This window comes from uncultured Maricaulis sp., assembly GCF_947259345.1.
Classification (GTDB): domain Bacteria; phylum Pseudomonadota; class Alphaproteobacteria; order Caulobacterales; family Maricaulaceae; genus Maricaulis.
This window is the reverse complement of the sequence record NZ_CAMYLS010000033.1, coordinates 94,519-110,438: the sequence shown is the minus strand read 5'-3', so window position 1 is coordinate 110,438 and position 15,920 is coordinate 94,519. Positions and strand designations below refer to the sequence as shown.

12 protein-coding genes and 2 tRNA genes are annotated in these 15,920 nt (G+C 61.4%); 10 read left to right on the top strand and 4 right to left on the bottom strand.

Going from position 1 to position 15,920, the window contains the following annotated elements; all coding sequences use genetic code 11:
* Entirely contained in the window at positions 1-1,410 is a 1,410-nt protein-coding gene (locus tag Q0X62_RS15040) for an MATE family efflux transporter (protein WP_297737703.1), read from the top strand.
* Here Q0X62_RS15040 and Q0X62_RS15035 read toward each other — a convergent pair.
* Both Q0X62_RS15035 and Q0X62_RS15030 read right to left on the bottom strand, forming a co-directional pair.
* Entirely contained in the window at positions 1,407-2,033 is a 627-nt protein-coding gene (locus Q0X62_RS15035; protein ID WP_297737699.1) for a methyltransferase domain-containing protein, read from the bottom strand. The genes Q0X62_RS15040 and Q0X62_RS15035 overlap by 4 nt on opposite strands.
* Before the next feature lie 32 nt (positions 2,034-2,065).
* The gene (locus Q0X62_RS15030; RefSeq protein WP_297737696.1) at positions 2,066-3,292 is read right to left on the bottom strand and encodes a hypothetical protein; all 1,227 of its coding nucleotides are present in this window, start codon (positions 3,290-3,292) and stop codon (positions 2,066-2,068) included.
* 152 nt (positions 3,293-3,444) lie between these two features.
* Here Q0X62_RS15030 and Q0X62_RS15025 point away from each other — a divergent pair.
* The 8 genes from Q0X62_RS15025 (at position 3,445) to Q0X62_RS14990 (ending at position 12,634) form a co-directional block, all read left to right on the top strand.
* Positions 3,445-3,529, top strand: a tRNA-Leu gene (locus tag Q0X62_RS15025).
* 230 nt (positions 3,530-3,759) lie between these two features.
* Complete coding sequence (gene tig / locus Q0X62_RS15020) at positions 3,760-5,337, top strand: trigger factor (protein WP_297737691.1); 1,578 nt, start codon at positions 3,760-3,762, stop codon at positions 5,335-5,337.
* A gap of 188 nt (positions 5,338-5,525) precedes the next feature.
* Positions 5,526-6,161 (top strand): ATP-dependent Clp protease proteolytic subunit, encoded by a 636-nt coding sequence (locus tag Q0X62_RS15015; protein WP_297737687.1) that lies wholly within the window; start codon positions 5,526-5,528, stop codon positions 6,159-6,161.
* 162 nt (positions 6,162-6,323) lie between these two features.
* A complete protein-coding gene (clpX, locus tag Q0X62_RS15010) occupies positions 6,324-7,595 on the top strand; it encodes an ATP-dependent Clp protease ATP-binding subunit ClpX (protein WP_297737685.1) in 1,272 nt (423 codons plus the stop codon).
* Between the two features lie 147 nt (positions 7,596-7,742).
* On the top strand, positions 7,743-10,148 hold the full coding sequence (lon, locus tag Q0X62_RS15005) for an endopeptidase La (protein WP_297737682.1): 2,406 nt from the start codon (positions 7,743-7,745) through the stop codon (positions 10,146-10,148).
* 279 nt (positions 10,149-10,427) lie between these two features.
* Positions 10,428-11,582: a prephenate dehydratase gene (gene pheA, locus Q0X62_RS15000; protein ID WP_297737680.1), complete on the top strand. Its 1,155-nt coding sequence runs from the start codon at positions 10,428-10,430 to the stop codon at positions 11,580-11,582.
* Positions 11,583-11,845: 263 nt separating this feature from the next.
* Positions 11,846-12,487, top strand: coding sequence for a TetR/AcrR family transcriptional regulator (locus Q0X62_RS14995; protein ID WP_297737676.1), 642 nt, complete (start codon positions 11,846-11,848; stop codon positions 12,485-12,487).
* Between the two features lie 71 nt (positions 12,488-12,558).
* A tRNA-Val gene (locus tag Q0X62_RS14990) sits at positions 12,559-12,634 on the top strand.
* A gap of 21 nt (positions 12,635-12,655) precedes the next feature.
* On the opposite strand, the gene bioD is transcribed toward Q0X62_RS14990, so the two are convergent.
* Positions 12,656-13,321, bottom strand: coding sequence for a dethiobiotin synthase (gene bioD / locus Q0X62_RS14985; RefSeq protein ID WP_297737673.1), 666 nt, complete (start codon positions 13,319-13,321; stop codon positions 12,656-12,658).
* Complete coding sequence (gene bioF, locus Q0X62_RS14980) at positions 13,321-14,499, bottom strand: 8-amino-7-oxononanoate synthase (protein WP_297737670.1); 1,179 nt, start codon at positions 14,497-14,499, stop codon at positions 13,321-13,323. Before bioF ends, bioD begins: the two co-directional genes overlap by 1 nt.
* 43 nt (positions 14,500-14,542) lie before the next feature.
* Between bioF and Q0X62_RS14975 the strand changes: the two genes are divergently transcribed.
* Positions 14,543-15,844, top strand: coding sequence for an adenosylmethionine--8-amino-7-oxononanoate transaminase (locus tag Q0X62_RS14975; protein WP_297737668.1), 1,302 nt, complete (start codon positions 14,543-14,545; stop codon positions 15,842-15,844).
* The last annotated feature ends 76 nt before the right edge of the window (positions 15,845-15,920 follow it).

Here is a 15,920-nt window from a genome sequence, read left to right as displayed (position 1 = left end):
ATGACGGAAGGTCCGATTTTCGGGCATATCCTGCGCATGATCATGCCAATGAGTTTCGGCATTCTGGCCATGATGCTGGTCGGTATTGTTGATACCTATTGGGTTGGCACGCTGGGTACGGCCCAGCAGGCGGCCGTGCAGATGAGTTTCCCCGTCACCATGCTGGTGATGAGTGTCTCTATCGGGCTTGGCGCCGGCGCGGTCTCGGCGGTTTCCCGGGCCGCCGGGCGCAAGGACGGCACCTCGACCCTTGCCCGGATTTCCACCGATGCTATGAGCCTGGCGCTGCTGTCTGTCGGCAGCGTGTCGCTTCTGGGCGTGATCTTCGTCGAGCCGATCTTTCGCGGTCTCGGCGCTAGCGAGACCATGCTGCCGCATGTGGTCGACTACATGACGGTCTGGTTTGCCGGAATCGTGCTGATTGTCGGTCCCATGGTCGCCGGCAACATCCTGCGCGCGCTCGGCAATGCGTTGGTACCAAGCCTGATGATGATTGCGGCGGCCTTCGTCAATCTCATCCTCGATCCGATCTTTATCCTCGACGATGTCTTCGGCCTTTTCCCCGGCCTGGGCTGGGGCGTGTCCGGTGCGGCCTTGGCGACGGTCGCGGCCAATGCCGTGACCTTTTTGATGGTGGCCTGGTATCTGGGCGTTAAGGAAAAGCTGATCGATTTCAAGCCGGAAGACCTGGGTGAGGTCTGGCACCACTGGCTCGATGTCGCGCGTGTCGGGGCGCCGGCCTGCCTGTCCAACGTCTTTAATCCGCTGGCGATGACGGTGGCCATGTCCGGTCTTGCCATGGCGCGTTTCGGTGATGCTGCGGTCGGCGGGCTCGGCGTGGCCGGCCGGATCGAGGCGTTCGCCATTGTTCCGCTCTTTGCGCTATCGGCCTGTATCGGCGCCGTGACCGGCCAGAATGGTGGCGCGGACCGGCTTGACCGGGTCCGTGAAGCCTTCCGGTCCAGCTTTCTATTCTGCATGGGCTGGAGCCTGTCCATTGCCGCGATACTCTGGGTCACAGCGCCTTGGCTCGCAGCGGCCTTTCTGCCCAGTGAGGCCGGTCAATCGACGGCGATCGCCTATTGGCGGATCGTGCCGCTGACCATCGCGGGCTATGGCATTACAATTGCCGCATCGGCTGGCTTCAACGGGCTGGGGCGACCGGCGCACGGCATGGTCATCACCGCGTCGCGAGCGCTGGGCTTGATGATCCCCGCCGTGGTTATCGGCGCTCATCTGATGGATGCGCCGAACGGGGTTATCTGGGGCGTGGCATTTGCCAACATCATCGCCGGGGTCGCCGCCGCGGTCTTTGTGCTCACCCGGGCTCCGATGACCGCAAAGCACGGAAAGCAACGAAAGCGGCGGGCGCCGGTAACCGATCCGGCCGCCGCTCAGGACACGCCTTAGCGCCGGGTCAGGACGGCGGCGAGTTCTGGCTTGCCATTCAGATTAGGGTGGGGCCAGGCTTGGAACTCGTTCGGGTCCGGCCAGATCCAGTCGGTATCGCTAAACAGGTCTCGCATTGCATCGAGCGAGCAGCCAAAGGGTGGCCCGCCGCGCTCATCCTTCTGCATGAAGAGGGCGAGTAATTGCCCGCCCGATTTGAGCCAGAGATTGGCCAGGGCATAGGCATATTGCTCGCGAAGCCGCGGATGGATAGCGCACAGAAAGGTCTGGTCATAGACCCGGTCGACCGGGACGTCCGGGCACCAGCGCTGGTCGTCGGAGCGCAGGATGTCGCCCTCGAAATACTCGCAGGACAGCTGTTCGTCCCGGATTTTGGCCTTCTGCCAGGCAATCGCTGTGTCTGACAGATCGGCGGCGGTCACTTTCAGGCCTGCGCGTGCGAAGGCCGCGACTTCCGCGCACCGACCACAACCCGGAATGACCACAGACTGTCCGCGCGCCAGGACGCCGCGGGCCAGCCAGGCCTCGGCTGCTGGATGCAGACCCGGGCGTTCCCAAGGTGTGTCATCATTCTGGAAGCGGGCTTCCCAATCAAAAGCGGAACGGTCTTCGGTCTGGCTCATGCCTGCACTATCGGCAGGCAGTGTCCGTGCGTCTAGGCAGCTTTGTGCATGCGGTAGAGGTCCACCATGGAGAGGGGTTGGCCGGGAGCCGGGGCGGTCCGATCCGGCACAACGCTCTGGCCGGAAAAGAAGCGCACGCCACTGGCCATGGCGGCCTTCAGCACCAGAAGGTCACGCACATCGTGCATATACGTTGCGGCCGAGTGCGCGGCCGCAGCCTTGACCATCAGATTCAGCGCACGGGCGTCATGGTCCATCATGCCTTCCGAATTGGCATTGCTCGGTGCGGGTGAGGCGCAGGAGAAAAGACTGACCGAACACCCGGAGAAGGCGTCCAGTTCGGTCGCTCCGAACGGGATCTCCGCCATCAGCCCGACGCCCAGCTGGCCCAGTTCGGCGAGAGCCATCGCCTGTTTTTGTGGTTGATCCGTCAATCCGTCAATCCGCACCAGAAGCGATTTCCGCGCCGGTTCGGGCAGAGCCTCGATGCGGGCGCTCAACGCCGCCCTGTGGTCGCGGTCCGACCAGCAGCTGGCATGAAGGGCGATGCGAAGCGTGATGCGCTTTTGCTTGCGGGCGAGGGCGGTCATCATGGCGATCGCCGTGTCCAGCGCGCAGGCGTCCAGATCGAAGTGGCTGACCTTTGACATCCCGGTCGAGATCGCGCGCCGCCCTTCGAGCGCCCGACCGCCGACCACGACCTTGGCCAGCGCGGCATTGATGGCAATGCTCTGCTTCTGGGCATCCCAGAGTGGCCGGTAATGGGCCAGCACATCGCCGTCCTCGCACTCCGCAACCGGTCGGCTGCGCGGCAAGGGCGAGGCGGTGGAGGACGTCTTGTCCGGCGCGCTGGTACTGCTCGATGGTGGGGTCGTGCTCGCCGTGGCCAGCTGTGTAATTTCGTCGGCCGCGACCCGGCTTGCCGCGCTTTCTATGCCCAGTGCCGCGGTTTCCGTTGCCCCGAGGAAGAAGGCCATTAGCGCCTCGCCCAGTTCGGCCAGAAAGGTCGCCGGGTCGTCCGGTGCCTCGGCGAAAAGGACCAGAAAGCCTTCCTCGCAGGGAATGACGGCATCATCATCGGACAGGCGTTTGGCCAGGAATTGGGTCCCGGCCGCGAAGACTTTTTTCTTGGCGCTTGGCCAGTGATCGCCGGCCTTTTCCCGCACCGCCGCCAGATTGACCAGGCGAAACTGCCCGACATCAATGCGTTCGCCGCGCGCCATGGCCCGTTTGATGAATGTCTTGAGGTCCGCCGTCATGTATGCCCGTGCCTGGAATGCTGGACGGTAGTCTGCCGATGAATGTTTAAGGCCCAATTGACCGTAGCGCGTGCCGGACAGGGCGGAATGCAGTGCGTTGTAGCTCGGTCTTGCCTGACCTGAAAAGCCGCGCCATAACGCGCGCCCGGCCTGCGGATGTGGCGGAACTGGTAGACGCGCCAGATTTAGGTTCTGGTGCCGAGAGGCGTGGGGGTTCGAGTCCCTCCATCCGCACCACCCTTTGCCCTTTGGGCTTTGGGTGGCGGGCCAATGCCGTCGGGCCCTTTCCTTACCCGGGCGTCGCGTGCAGGGTCCGTCCTGGCGCATCAGTGGCTGCAAACTCTGCTGTCCTGTGCGGCTGAACCGCTGCGCAGCGTTGCCTACGCCGAATCCCCGTGACATAACGCGCGCTCGATTTTGCACGCGGTTTCTGACCGCCCGTCTGTTTGAACATCTAAGGCTAACCCATGAACGTCATCGAGAAAGCCTCCGAAGGCTTGAGCCGCACCTATGAGATCGTCATCCCGGCTGATGATCTGCAAGCTCGCCTGTCTGCGAAGATCGAAGAGATTCGCCCGGAAGTCCGCCTGAAGGGTTTCCGCCCGGGCAAGGTGCCGACCAGCCACATCCGCAAGATGTTCGGCGAAAGCATCATGGGCGACCTGCTCAATGAGCTGGTTCCGGAGACCACGCAGAAGACACTCGACGAGAAAAAGCTTCGCCCGGCATCGCAGCCCGATATCTCGGTGACCAGCGAAGCCAAGGACGTGCTCGGTGGCAAGGCCGACTTTGTCTTCGAGATCGCCCTAGAAATCATGCCTGATTTCGAGCCGGCTGATCCGGCCAAGCTGTCGGTGACCCGTCCGGTCGCCGAGGTCGAGGACGCTGAAGTCAATGAGGCGCTCGAGCGTCTGGCCAATGAAAGCCGGGAGTTTGCGGCCAAGAAGGGCGGCAAGAATGCCAAGGCGGAAGATGGCGATGTCGTCGTTATTGATTTCGTCGGCAAGCTTGACGGCGAAGCGTTCGAAGGCGGTTCGGCCGAAGATGCGCGCGTTGCCATCGGCGATGGTGCCTTTATCCCGGGCTTTGAAGATCAGCTTTTGGGCGCCAAGGTCGGTGAGGAGCGCGAGCTCAATGTCACCTTCCCGGAAAACTACCAGGCCGAGCAACTGGCCGGTAAGGCTGCCGTGTTCGAGGTGACCGTAAAGGGTCTCGAATCCCCGGAGGACGCCAAGGTCGATGACGAGCTGGCCAAGCGCCTGGGTCTGGAGAATCTCGATAGCCTGAAAGAGGCGCTGAGCAAGCGTTTCGAGGGCGAGCATGCCCAGCAGTCGCGCATGAAGGTCAAGCGTGACCTCCTCGACAAGCTGGACGCCGAGCACAAATTCGACCTGCCGCCGAAAATGGTCGAGGCCGAGTTCGAGAATATCTGGCGCGAAGTGGCTCATGCCATCGAGCACGATCACCTCGAAGAAGAAGACAAGAACAAGTCGGAAGACGAGCTCAAGGGCGAGTATCGCGAGATTGCCGAGCGCCGTGTCCGTCTGGGCCTCGTGCTGGCCGAGATCGGTCGCCGCAACAATATCGATGTGACCCAGGAAGAACTGTCCCGCGCCATCAACCAGGAAGCGGTGAAGTATCCGGGCCAGGAGCGTCAGGTCGTCGAGTTCTATCAGAAGAACCCGAATGCCGTGGCCCAGATGCGCGCGCCGATCTATGAGGAAAAAGTCGTCGACTACATCCTCGAGCTGGCGGAAGTGACCGAGACCAAGGTTTCCAGGGACGCACTCTACGCGGACGAGGACGACGCTCCGGCCAAGCCGGCCAAGAAGGCTGCTGCCAAGAAGAAGGCTCCGGCCAAGAAGGCTGCTGCCAAGAAAGACGAGGCGGCTGCCGAGACCAAGCCGGCGGCGAAGAAAAAAGCTCCGGCGAAGAAAGCCGCTGCCAAGAAAGACGATACGGCCGCCGCGAAGAAGCCGACCGCGAAGAAGGCGCCTGCCAAGAAGGCTCCGGCCAAGAAGGCGGCTGCGAAGAAGGACGCGTAGTTCACACGCGTTTCGCAATGAGACAGCGCCGGCGCTTATTCAGCGCCGGCGCTTTTCGTTTCGGGATGAATTGGCAGGTCTGGCTGCAGCGTGCGCCTTGCCTACAACTTCGACGCCCGCAATAGTTCGATTATCCCGTCTGATGAGAATCGGCCCGATCCCGGCGCCGTCACCCCAAGGAGCGCGATATGCATGATCCCCAGGACGTAATGATGAATCTGGTTCCGATCGTCGTCGAGCAGACAAGCCGCGGCGAGCGCTCTTTCGACATCTATTCGCGGCTGCTCAAGGAGCGCATCATCTTCGTCACCGGTCCGATTGAGGATCACATGGCGAGCCTGATCATCGCCCAGCTTCTCTTCCTCGAGTCCGAGAACCCGAAGAAAGAGATCTCGATGTATATCAACTCGCCGGGCGGCGTGGTTTCAGCCGGTCTCGGCATTTATGACACCATGCAGTATATCCGCTCGCCGGTCTCGACCATGTGCCTCGGCATGGCAGCCTCGATGGGCTCCCTGCTGTTGACCGCGGGCGAGAAGGACATGCGCTTTGCGGCGCCGAATGCCCGCATCATGGTGCACCAGCCGTCCGGCGGTTTCCGTGGCCAGGCGTCGGACATCGAGCGTCATGCGGCGGACATCCAGAAGATAAAGCGTCGCCTCAACGAGATTTACGTGCACCACACCGGTCGCAAGTATGACGAGATTGAGTCCGCGCTCGACCGCGACAATTTCATGTCCGCGGAAGAAGGGCTGGAATTCGGTCTGATCGACAAGGTTATTGAGCGTCGCAATGACGACGAGAAGGAAGGTTCTGACAGCTAGCGGCTCATCGGGATGCAGGCTTGATGCTTGATCGGGACTGCATCCATGTGATCGAATGCGCAGCGACAGAAACCTTTCGCTAAAGTTCGGCCTTGATTTTGCACGAGGTCGTAAGCGAAAGCCGGTATTGTTCCGATGCCGGCGGGTTGAAATGGAGCGGTCATGAGTAAGACGACGGGCGGAGACAGCGAGTCGAAGAACACTCTCTACTGCTCTTTTTGCGGAAAGAGCCAGCATGAGGTTCGCAAACTGATCGCCGGCCCGACGGTGTTCATCTGTGATGAATGCGTCGAGCTCTGCATGGACATTATTCGCGAGGAGAATAAATCCTCCCTGGTGAAGTCCAAGGAAGGTGTGCCTTCACCGCAGGAAATCTTCAACGTTCTCAACGACTATGTCATCGGCCAGTCGCATGCCAAGCGCGTGCTCGCGGTGGCTGTGCACAATCACTACAAGCGTCTCAATCACGCCTCCCAGAATGCGGATGTGGAACTGGCCAAGTCGAATATCCTGCTGATCGGCCCGACCGGTTGCGGCAAGACGCTGCTTGCGCAGACGCTCGCCCGCATCCTCGATGTGCCTTTCACCATGGCCGATGCGACCACGCTGACCGAAGCTGGTTATGTCGGTGAGGATGTCGAGAATATCGTTCTCAAATTGCTCCAGTCGGCGGACTACAATGTCGAGCGGGCCCAGCGCGGCATCGTCTATATCGACGAGATCGACAAGATTTCGCGCAAATCCGACAATCCGTCCATAACGCGCGATGTGTCGGGTGAGGGCGTGCAGCAAGCGCTTTTGAAGATCATGGAGGGCACGGTTGCCTCCGTGCCGCCACAAGGCGGTCGCAAGCATCCGCAGCAGGAATTCCTGCAAGTGGATACGACCAATATCCTCTTCGTCGTCGGCGGCGCCTTTGCCGGTCTCGACAAGGTGATCTCACAGCGTGGGCAGGGTTCGGCCATCGGCTTTGGTGCCGATGTGCGTGAACCCGATGCCCGTCGCACCGGTGAAATCCTGCGCGAAGTCGAGCCGGATGACCTGCTGCGTTTCGGCCTGATTCCGGAATTCGTTGGTCGACTCCCGGTCATCGCGACCTTGGAAGACCTCGATGTCGGCGCCCTGGTGCAGATCCTGACCGAGCCGAAGAATGCGCTCGTGAAGCAGTATCAGCGTCTGTTCGAGATGGAAGGCGTCGGCCTGACCTTTACAGAGGACGCCCTCAAGGGCATCGCCAATCGGGCCATCGCCCGCAAGACCGGTGCGCGCGGACTGCGGTCGATCATGGAAGGCATCCTTCTGGAAACCATGTTTGACCTGCCAAGCCTCGAAGGCGTCGAGGAAATCGTCGTCAATGGCGAAGTGGTCGAGGGCAATGCCAAACCGCTGTCCATCTATGCCGAGCGCAAGGATGACAAGCGGGAGGGTGCTTGACCTTTCTGGGTCGCGTCGCCACCTCTTGAGGTAAGCTGGATGACCGGGCTGCATGTTATTCATGCAGGCCCGGAGTCATCCGATTAGAGTCACGATCTGTATCAAGGTCTGCACGCGCCCCCTCCGGTGAGCGCGAATGGAGCAAGCATGTCCACCACGAAGACACTTCCCCTTCTGCCTCTGCGCGACATTGTCGTGTTTCCGCACATGATCGTCCCGCTCTTCGTCGGGCGTGAGAAATCGGTCAAGGCGCTGGAGGAGGTGATGAAGGCCGACAAGCAGATTCTGCTGGCCACCCAACGAACCGCCTCGGATGATGAACCCGCCGCCGATGCGATTCATACGACAGGTGTGATCGCGTCAGTTTTGCAATTGCTGAAACTGCCTGACGGCACCGTCAAGGTGCTTGTCGAAGGCGGCGTGCGCGTCGAAATTGGCGGCTATACAGAGCGGGAAGATTATTACGAGGCTGTCTGCACCGTGGTCGATGAAGACCCGGGCGACGCGTCCGAGCTGGAAGCGCTTATGCGGACTGTGTCGGCGAAGTTCGACGACTATGTGAAACTGAACAAGAAGGTCCCGCCCGAAGCCCTGGCCTCGCTGTCGCAAATCCGCGAGCCGCGCAAGCTGGCCGATTCCATTTCCGCCCATTTGGCGGTGAAGATTGAGGAAAAGCAGTCGCTGCTTGAAGAGCCGGACGTCAATCGCCGTCTCGAGCGCATTCTCGGATTGATGGAAGGCGAGATCGGCGTGTTGCAGGTCGAAAAGAAGATCCGTTCGCGCGTGAAGCGCCAGATGGAAAAGACCCAGCGCGAATACTATCTCAATGAGCAGATGAAGGCGATCCAGCGCGAGCTCGGGGAGACCGATGACAGCCGCGAGGAGCTGGCCGAGCTGGAAGAGAAGCTGGCCGAGGCCAAGCTCTCCAAGGAAGCGCGCACCAAGGCGGATGCCGAATTCAAGAAGCTGCGCAATATGAGCCCGATGTCCGCCGAGGCGACCGTCGTGCGCAATTATCTCGACTGGATCCTCTCGGTCCCGTGGGGCAAGCGCAAGCGCCTCAAGAATGATCTCGATCGCGCTGAAAACATCCTGGAGTCCGATCATTACGGGCTCGAGAAGGTCAAGGAGCGCATCCTCGAGCATCTTGCTGTGCAGGCGCGGACCCGAAAGCTCAAGGGCCCGATCCTCTGCCTGGTCGGACCGCCCGGCGTCGGCAAAACCTCGCTGGGTCGCTCGATTGCCAAGGCGACCGGCCGTGATTTCGTGCGCATGTCGCTCGGTGGAGTGCGCGACGAGGCGGAGATCCGCGGGCACCGCCGGACCTATATCGGCTCCATGCCGGGCCGCATCATCCAGTCGATGAAGAAGGTCAATTCATCCAACCCGCTCTTCCTGCTCGATGAAATCGACAAGCTTGGCGCCGATTATCGCGGTGATCCGGCGTCGGCCCTGCTGGAAGTCCTGGATCCGGAACAGAACGCCAATTTCAACGATCATTATCTCGAGGTCGATTACGATCTGTCCGACATCATGTTCGTGACCACGGCCAATACGCTCAACCTACCGCAGCCGCTTCTCGACCGGATGGAGATCATCCGGATCGCCGGCTATACCGAGGATGAGAAGGTCGAAATCGCCAAGCGTCACCTTCTGCCCAAGCAGATGAAAAACCATGCGCTCAAGGAGAGCGAATGGTCCCTGACCGAGGACGGGCTGCGGGACCTGATCCGCTACTACACGCGGGAAGCCGGCGTTCGCAGCCTCGAGCGAGAGATTGCCAATCTGGCTCGAAAGTCCGTGGTTCGTTTGGAGACCGGGAAGGCCAGTTCCGTCACGATCACGCCGGACAATCTCGGTGAGTTTGCCGGCGTGCGAAAGCACCGCTTCGGCGAAACCGAGGATCACGATCAGATCGGAATCGTCACCGGTCTGGCCTGGACCGAGGTTGGCGGTGACCTTTTGACCATTGAAGCGGTCCGCATGCCGGGCCGTGGCAAGATGATGGTCACCGGCAATCTGCGCGATGTGATGAAGGAGTCGATCTCGGCGGCCAATTCCTTCGTGCAATCGCGTGCCCCGTCACTGGGTATCAAGCCGACGATTTTCCGGGCTGCTGACATCCACGTCCACATGCCCGAGGGCGCGACGCCGAAGGACGGCCCTTCCGCCGGTGTCGGCATGATGACGGCGATTGTCTCGGTGCTGACCGGTATTCCCGTGCGCAAGGATATCGCCATGACCGGTGAGATCACTTTGCGGGGCCGCGTCCTGCCGATCGGTGGCCTCAAGGAGAAGCTTCTGGCGGCCCTGCGCGGCGGTGTGAAGACCGTTCTCATACCCAAGGACAATGAAAAGGATCTCGCCGAGATCCCGGACAATGTCAAAGAGGGGATGGAGATCATCCCGGTCGAGACGGCGGATGAGGTGCTGATGCGGGCCCTCGTCGAACCGGTTGAGCCGGTGGAATGGACCGAGGCTGACGAGGCCGCCCTGGCCGCCATGGCGGCGCAGCAGGGTCCTGATGCCAGTGGGCAGCCGATTGCGCATTAGGCGCTGAAAGTCGTTTCATTTGAAACAATCTTGGCCGGAGACGTTTTCTCCGGCCATTTTTGTGCAAAATATTCCGACTGGCGCGCACAAAGTGCATTGACCGTGCGGCGGCCTCCGGCCACTCTCATCACCATGACAAGCGCGACGTATTTCTTTGCGGCCTATTTTACCAACGCAACCTCGGTGGGGGCGGTGGCCGGCTAGCTTGTGTGAAAGCGCAGCGGAACCAGGGCCTCCCCCACGGGGAGGCCTTTTTTATTGTGTGAAGGGACGACCGGTATGACCACGGAAATGACGCGGGAGGATATCCGCAGTGCGATCAGCGAGATTGATCGGGAATTGATCGATGCCATCGCCCGGCGCTCGGATCTTGTGGAGGAAATCCTCAAGGAGAAAGCGCGGTCTGGTAGTCCGGTCCGTGACCGTGAGCGGGAACGAGAGGTCTTGCGGGCCGCGATAGAACGTGGCGCCGAGAAGGGGGTGTCGCCTGAACTCGTGGAAACCCTTTTCCATGCCCTGTTCGAGGCTTCGATCCGTCGTCAGCGCGAGAATTTCGACTCGATGCGCAATGACGAGCTCAACGAGGCCAGTGTCGCCTATCTCGGCGGACCGGGTAGCTACAGCCATATCGCCGCCCAGAAAGTCTTTCAGCGCCGCAATGCGACGGTTATCCCTTCACCCAAACGGGATTTCGTCTCGATCTTCCGCGCGGTCGAGAATGCCGAGGTCGATTACGGTGTCATCCCCATCGAGAACACCACGACCGGTTCGATCAATGAGGTCTATGACATCCTCATCAACTCCCACACCCAAATCATCGGGGAATTCCTGTTGCGGGTGGATCATTGTCTGGTCGGACGGGCCAGCGGGCAGGGGCGTGTGCGCCGGGTCTTCGGGCATCCCCAGGCGCTTGCGCAGTGCCGACGCTATATCGCGTCACACCCCGAGCTGGAGACCCATATGGCCGCCTCGACGACGCGGGCGCTGGAGCGCTTGCTGGAAGATGATGACACGGCTGTCGCGGTTGCCGGGGAAGACGCTGCGCGTCTCTTCGGGATGGATATTCTGGAACGCAATGTCGGCGACCATGAACAGAATATCACGCGATTCATTGTCATCGGCCGCAAGTCGAAGCTTCCGACCCGGGAGGTTGAGTGCAAGACCTCAATGATGTTCACCACGCGCGATACGCCCGGCTCGCTGGTCGATGCCCTTTTGGGGTTTCGCGATAATGAAATCAATCTGGTGAAGCTGGAGTCCCGTCCCATCGCCGGCAACCCGTGGGAAGAGATGTTCATCATGGATGTCGAGGGCCATCTCGAGGACCGGAAGATCAAGGAATCCATGTCCGTGCTGGAAGCGCATACCCGGGAGATCAAATTGCTGGGCTGCTATGCCATGGACGCGATCGACAAGGTCTCGGTTGCCGAATAGGCGGAGAGGGGGATTGATGATCCCAGACAGCGGTTCGTTGGAGCGAAATGCGTTGCTTGTTTGTCGAGCCGTACGCGCAAGCAGCTACTTTCCTGATGTTCTGGCGCGGGCGGCTGATTGTGGTGCCGGTTGGTCCGTGGCGGAAATCCAGTATTCGCGTCGATACGCAGGTCGCGGATCCGAGGTTTGGGCTTTGGGATACCAGGCAGGCGGGCCGAATAATGAACATTGTTCGGAGGCGCGGCTGGAGGTATCAGGACAAGATGACAGATACTCAGGATTCAGCCCGTCCTCGCGGTCGCCCGGCGCTGGCACCGGAAGCGCGCGCCCAAGCGCTGGCTGCCGCCGGCCAATTACTCGCAGAAGAAGGCCTCAAGGGCATGAAAGCGCGGGCGATTGCCGAACGGGCCGGGGTCAGTGTCGGGTCCATCTACAAGCTGTTCGGCGATATCGACGACCTGGTGCGCGAGCTGAATATGCTGACCTACCGGGACTTCGCGGCTCATCACCGCGATGCGCTGGCCAAGTCCGGTCTGGATGAAAGCGATGTTCATGGCCGCGTGATGGTTCTGGCACGAGCCTATGTCGACTTCGTCACCCGGGAAGACGCTCGCTGGCGGGCCCTCTTGACTTTCAATCGGCGTCAGTCGGGAACCGCGCCGCGCTACTACACCCAATACGAAGACGAGTTGTTCAATCTCGTCATCGATGTGCTCGCACCGGCGCCTGGTCTGGAAGGCCAGTCTCAGCGAGAAGCTGCGGCTCGGGCGCTATGGGCGGCGGTGCATGGCATTGTTCTGATTGTTCTGCCCAACGCATCCTACGATTCGCCGATGGATGCGGCGATGAGCCAGATCGAGATGATAGTAGGTGCCTTCATCCGGGATGCTGCAGCGCGGCGGTGAGACGGGCTTGCGCGGGCGGCCCTCAAGGCATTACAAGCGCCACCTCGCCCGGAAAACGGGCGGTATGGACCGGGCGGTTAGCTCAGCTGGGAGAGCATCTCGTTTACACCGAGAGGGTCGGGGGTTCGAGCCCCTCACCGCCCACCATTCCCTGATCACGTAACGCTGTTAGTCGAGCAGCGTGTCAGTGGCGCTTTCAAACAGATCCAGCAGGGCGCCGGGGTTCTCCGGATCGAAAACACGCACATCGGCACGCGAGGCGAAGCGGCTGATTGTGGCGGCCGTCTCGGCAACCGGCGTTTCGCTCTGCGGATGATCATTGAGGATCACCGTGCAGCGGCCGTCCAGCACGCGCAGGGCCGTCAGCGTATGCGAGATCGTGCCAAGATAACTGCCAGCGACAAGCACGGGTCGGGCATCGAGCTCGCGTATGAGGTCGAGATTAAGTCCGTCCGAGGCGATGGGTGACATCACACCTCCGGCGCCTTCGATGACCGTCGGGACTTCACGGTCAATGTGATCGAGGCACCAGCTGACAATCCGGTCGAGGGCAAGTTCGCGACGCTCCTTGCGGGCAGCCAGGTCAGGCGAGAGCGGCGCCCTGAAGCGCCAAGGCGAGACAGCCTGAACGCCTTCACCGGTCAGTGGATCGTCATTCGCGCGCATCAGGCGGATCGTGTCGGTCTCGTTTAGCGCGGACTGGTCGAAGCCCGAAATGACCGGCTTGAGCACACGCATTGTCTTGCCGTTGGCGCGCCAGGCGCTGATCAGGGCACACAAAATGTGGGTCTTGCCGATATCAGTTCCGGTTCCGGTGATGAAGAGCGGACGCATTACTCGGCCGCCTCGGCAGTTTGGAGGATTGTCTTGAGTGACCGGGCGAGGCGATCCACATCCGCTTCATCCTGTGCCGCGCTGAAAGTGATGCGCAGCCGTGATGTGCCGCGAGGCACGGTTGGTGGCCGAATCGCCGTGACCAGAAAGCCAGCCGACTCCAATTGTGCAGACGCTTGCAGGGCGGCGGTCTCGGAGCCGATCAGGATCGGCACGATGGGAGATCTCGGAGCGGCCAGGCCCAGGGATCGACAAAACCGTTGCGCCAATAGCATCGGCCGCTCACGCAGCGCGGGGTCGTTTTCGATCAGATCCAGTGCGGCGAGTGCCGCCGCGATGCAGGCCGGCGGCAGCGCGGTCGTGAAGACGAGGGGGCGGGCGCGGGTTCGCAGTAACTCACAGACGGATCGAGAGGCACAGACATAACCACCATAGCTTCCCAACGCCTTTGACAATGTGCCCATTTGCAGGGGCGCCAGCGCCGGCGGTGTGAAGGCATGGGCGGTGCCCCGGCCTTCGCCGATCACGCCGACGCCGTGTGCATCATCCACCAATGCCCAGGCATCATGTCGCTCGGCCAGTGCAAGCAGGTCGGGAAGCGGCGCCAGGTCGCCATCCATCGAAAAAACGCCATCGGTGAGGATCAGGGCACGACGGTGTGAGCTGCGCAGGGTGCTGAGCTGATCGGCCAGGTCGGTCATGTCGTTGTGTTTGAAAGTTTCCACGCGTGCGCCGGACAGGCGGGCACCGGCATGGAGACAGGCATGGGCGAGGGCATCGACGAGGACCAGGTCGCCCTTACCAGCCAGGGCGGGCGTGATGGCGAGGTTGGCCAGATAGCCCGAGCCGAAGATCACGCAGTCCTCGGTCTGCTTGAAGGCCGCAAGGCGGCGCTCAAGTTCGAACAGGAGCGGATGCCCGCCCGTGACCAGTCGTGAAGCGCCTGACCCGGCGCCATAAGTGCGGCTGGCGGTACAGGCAGCCTCGATCACGTCGGGATGCTGCGCCAGGCCGAGATAGTCATTGGAGCAGGCATTGACGAGGCGCTGCCCCTTGCGCTCCACGCGCGCACCGCCAAGCGGACGGGTTTCCTGCAAATGGCGTCGCAGATTGCGCCGGTCGAGCCCGGCCAGCTTGCCGGCCGCGAAACGATCAAGGGAAGCATGCGCGGATGTCATAGAAAGCCTGTCGCACAGAATTGTGGCCTGCTAAAGCCTCCACATGAACAAGGATGCAGACAAGCTGAGCTTCGAGCCTGCCGAACATGCGCTGTGGCGGCCCTATGCCCAGATGAAAACGACGCCGCCGGGCCTGCCTGTGGCAAGCGCTGAGGGCGTGCGGATTCGCCTCGAGGACGGGCGTGAGCTCATCGATGGCGTGTCGTCCTGGTGGACCGTCTGCCATGGCTACCGCCACCCTCATATCATCCAGGCGGTGAAGGCCCAGCTTGATGCCGTGCCGCACGTCATGCTGGGCGGTCTGACGCATCAGCCGGCCGAGGTTTTGGCGCGTCGCCTGGCCGATCTCGCACCCGGTGATCTCAACCATGTCTTTTTTTGCGAGTCCGGTTCGGTTTCGGTCGAGATCGCGATGAAGATAGCGGTTCAGTCTTTCATCAATCGGGGCGAGCGCGGGCGGACCCGCTTTCTCGCATTCCGCGGTGGTTATCATGGCGACACGCTGGCCACCATGTCGGTCTGTGACCCGGAGGAGGGGATGCACACCCTGTTTGCCGGCGCGATCGCGCGTCAGGTGATCGCAGATCTGCCGGTTGATGAGCAAAGCCATGATAGCCTCGCTGCATTGATGGAGGAGCAGGCGCCAAACCTGGCCGGGGTGGTTGTTGAGCCCTTGGTCCAAGGCGCCGGGGGGATGCGATTCCATGATGCCGAGACGCTGCGCTCCCTGCGTGCCTTGTGCGATCAGCACGGCCTGCCCCTGATCTTCGACGAGATCATGACCGGCTTTGGTCGCCTGGGGACGCTGTTCGCCGCTGAGAAGGCCGGTGTCACGCCCGACATCATGACGGTCTCCAAGGCGCTGACGGGCGGCACCCTGCCGCTTGCGGCGGCAATTGCGTCCACGCGATTGTTCGAAACCTTCTGGGATGAGGATGCTGGCAAGGCCCTGATGCACGGCCCTACCTATATGGGCAATCCGGCCGCCTGCGCCGCCGCCAGTGCCTCGCTCGACCTGTTCGAGCGCGAGCCGCGGCTTGCGCAGGTCCATGCCATCGAATCGATGTTCGCCGCCCTTTTACCTCAGGCGCGGGACATTCCCGGCGTGGTCAATGTGCGTTGGCAAGGCGCGATTGGTGTGATCGAGATGGCGAGCCTGCCCGAGCTGAACGTCCTGAAGGCGGAATTCGTCGATGCCGGTGTCTGGGTCCGCCCGTTCAACAACATCATCTATCTCATGCCACCCTTTGTGATCAGCGCAGAGGACCTCCAGGCTTTGATCGTAGCCACATTGCGCGTGACCGACGGCTGGGCGCGGCGACATTTTTCCGTCCGACAGGGGTAGACTGCATTCGATCTGCAATCGGTCTGCAAAGCGTGCTGAAACCCGCTTGACCGCACCGCGCTCTGCTCATAAACAA

Coding starts and splice junctions, on each gene's coding strand:
- Q0X62_RS15040 (WP_297737703.1), top strand. CDS start 1: ATGACGGAAGGTCCGATTTTCGGGCATATCCTGCGCATGATCATGCCA.
- Q0X62_RS15035 (WP_297737699.1), bottom strand. CDS start 2,033: ATGAGCCAGACCGAAGACCGTTCCGCTTTTGATTGGGAAGCCCGCTTC.
- Q0X62_RS15030 (WP_297737696.1), bottom strand. CDS start 3,292: ATGACGGCGGACCTCAAGACATTCATCAAACGGGCCATGGCGCGCGGC.
- tig (WP_297737691.1), top strand. CDS start 3,760: ATGAACGTCATCGAGAAAGCCTCCGAAGGCTTGAGCCGCACCTATGAG.
- Q0X62_RS15015 (WP_297737687.1), top strand. CDS start 5,526: ATGCATGATCCCCAGGACGTAATGATGAATCTGGTTCCGATCGTCGTC.
- clpX (WP_297737685.1), top strand. CDS start 6,324: ATGAGTAAGACGACGGGCGGAGACAGCGAGTCGAAGAACACTCTCTAC.
- lon (WP_297737682.1), top strand. CDS start 7,743: ATGTCCACCACGAAGACACTTCCCCTTCTGCCTCTGCGCGACATTGTC.
- pheA (WP_297737680.1), top strand. CDS start 10,428: ATGACCACGGAAATGACGCGGGAGGATATCCGCAGTGCGATCAGCGAG.
- Q0X62_RS14995 (WP_297737676.1), top strand. CDS start 11,846: ATGACAGATACTCAGGATTCAGCCCGTCCTCGCGGTCGCCCGGCGCTG.
- bioD (WP_297737673.1), bottom strand. CDS start 13,321: ATGCGTCCGCTCTTCATCACCGGAACCGGAACTGATATCGGCAAGACC.
- bioF (WP_297737670.1), bottom strand. CDS start 14,499: ATGACATCCGCGCATGCTTCCCTTGATCGTTTCGCGGCCGGCAAGCTG.
- Q0X62_RS14975 (WP_297737668.1), top strand. CDS start 14,543: ATGAACAAGGATGCAGACAAGCTGAGCTTCGAGCCTGCCGAACATGCG.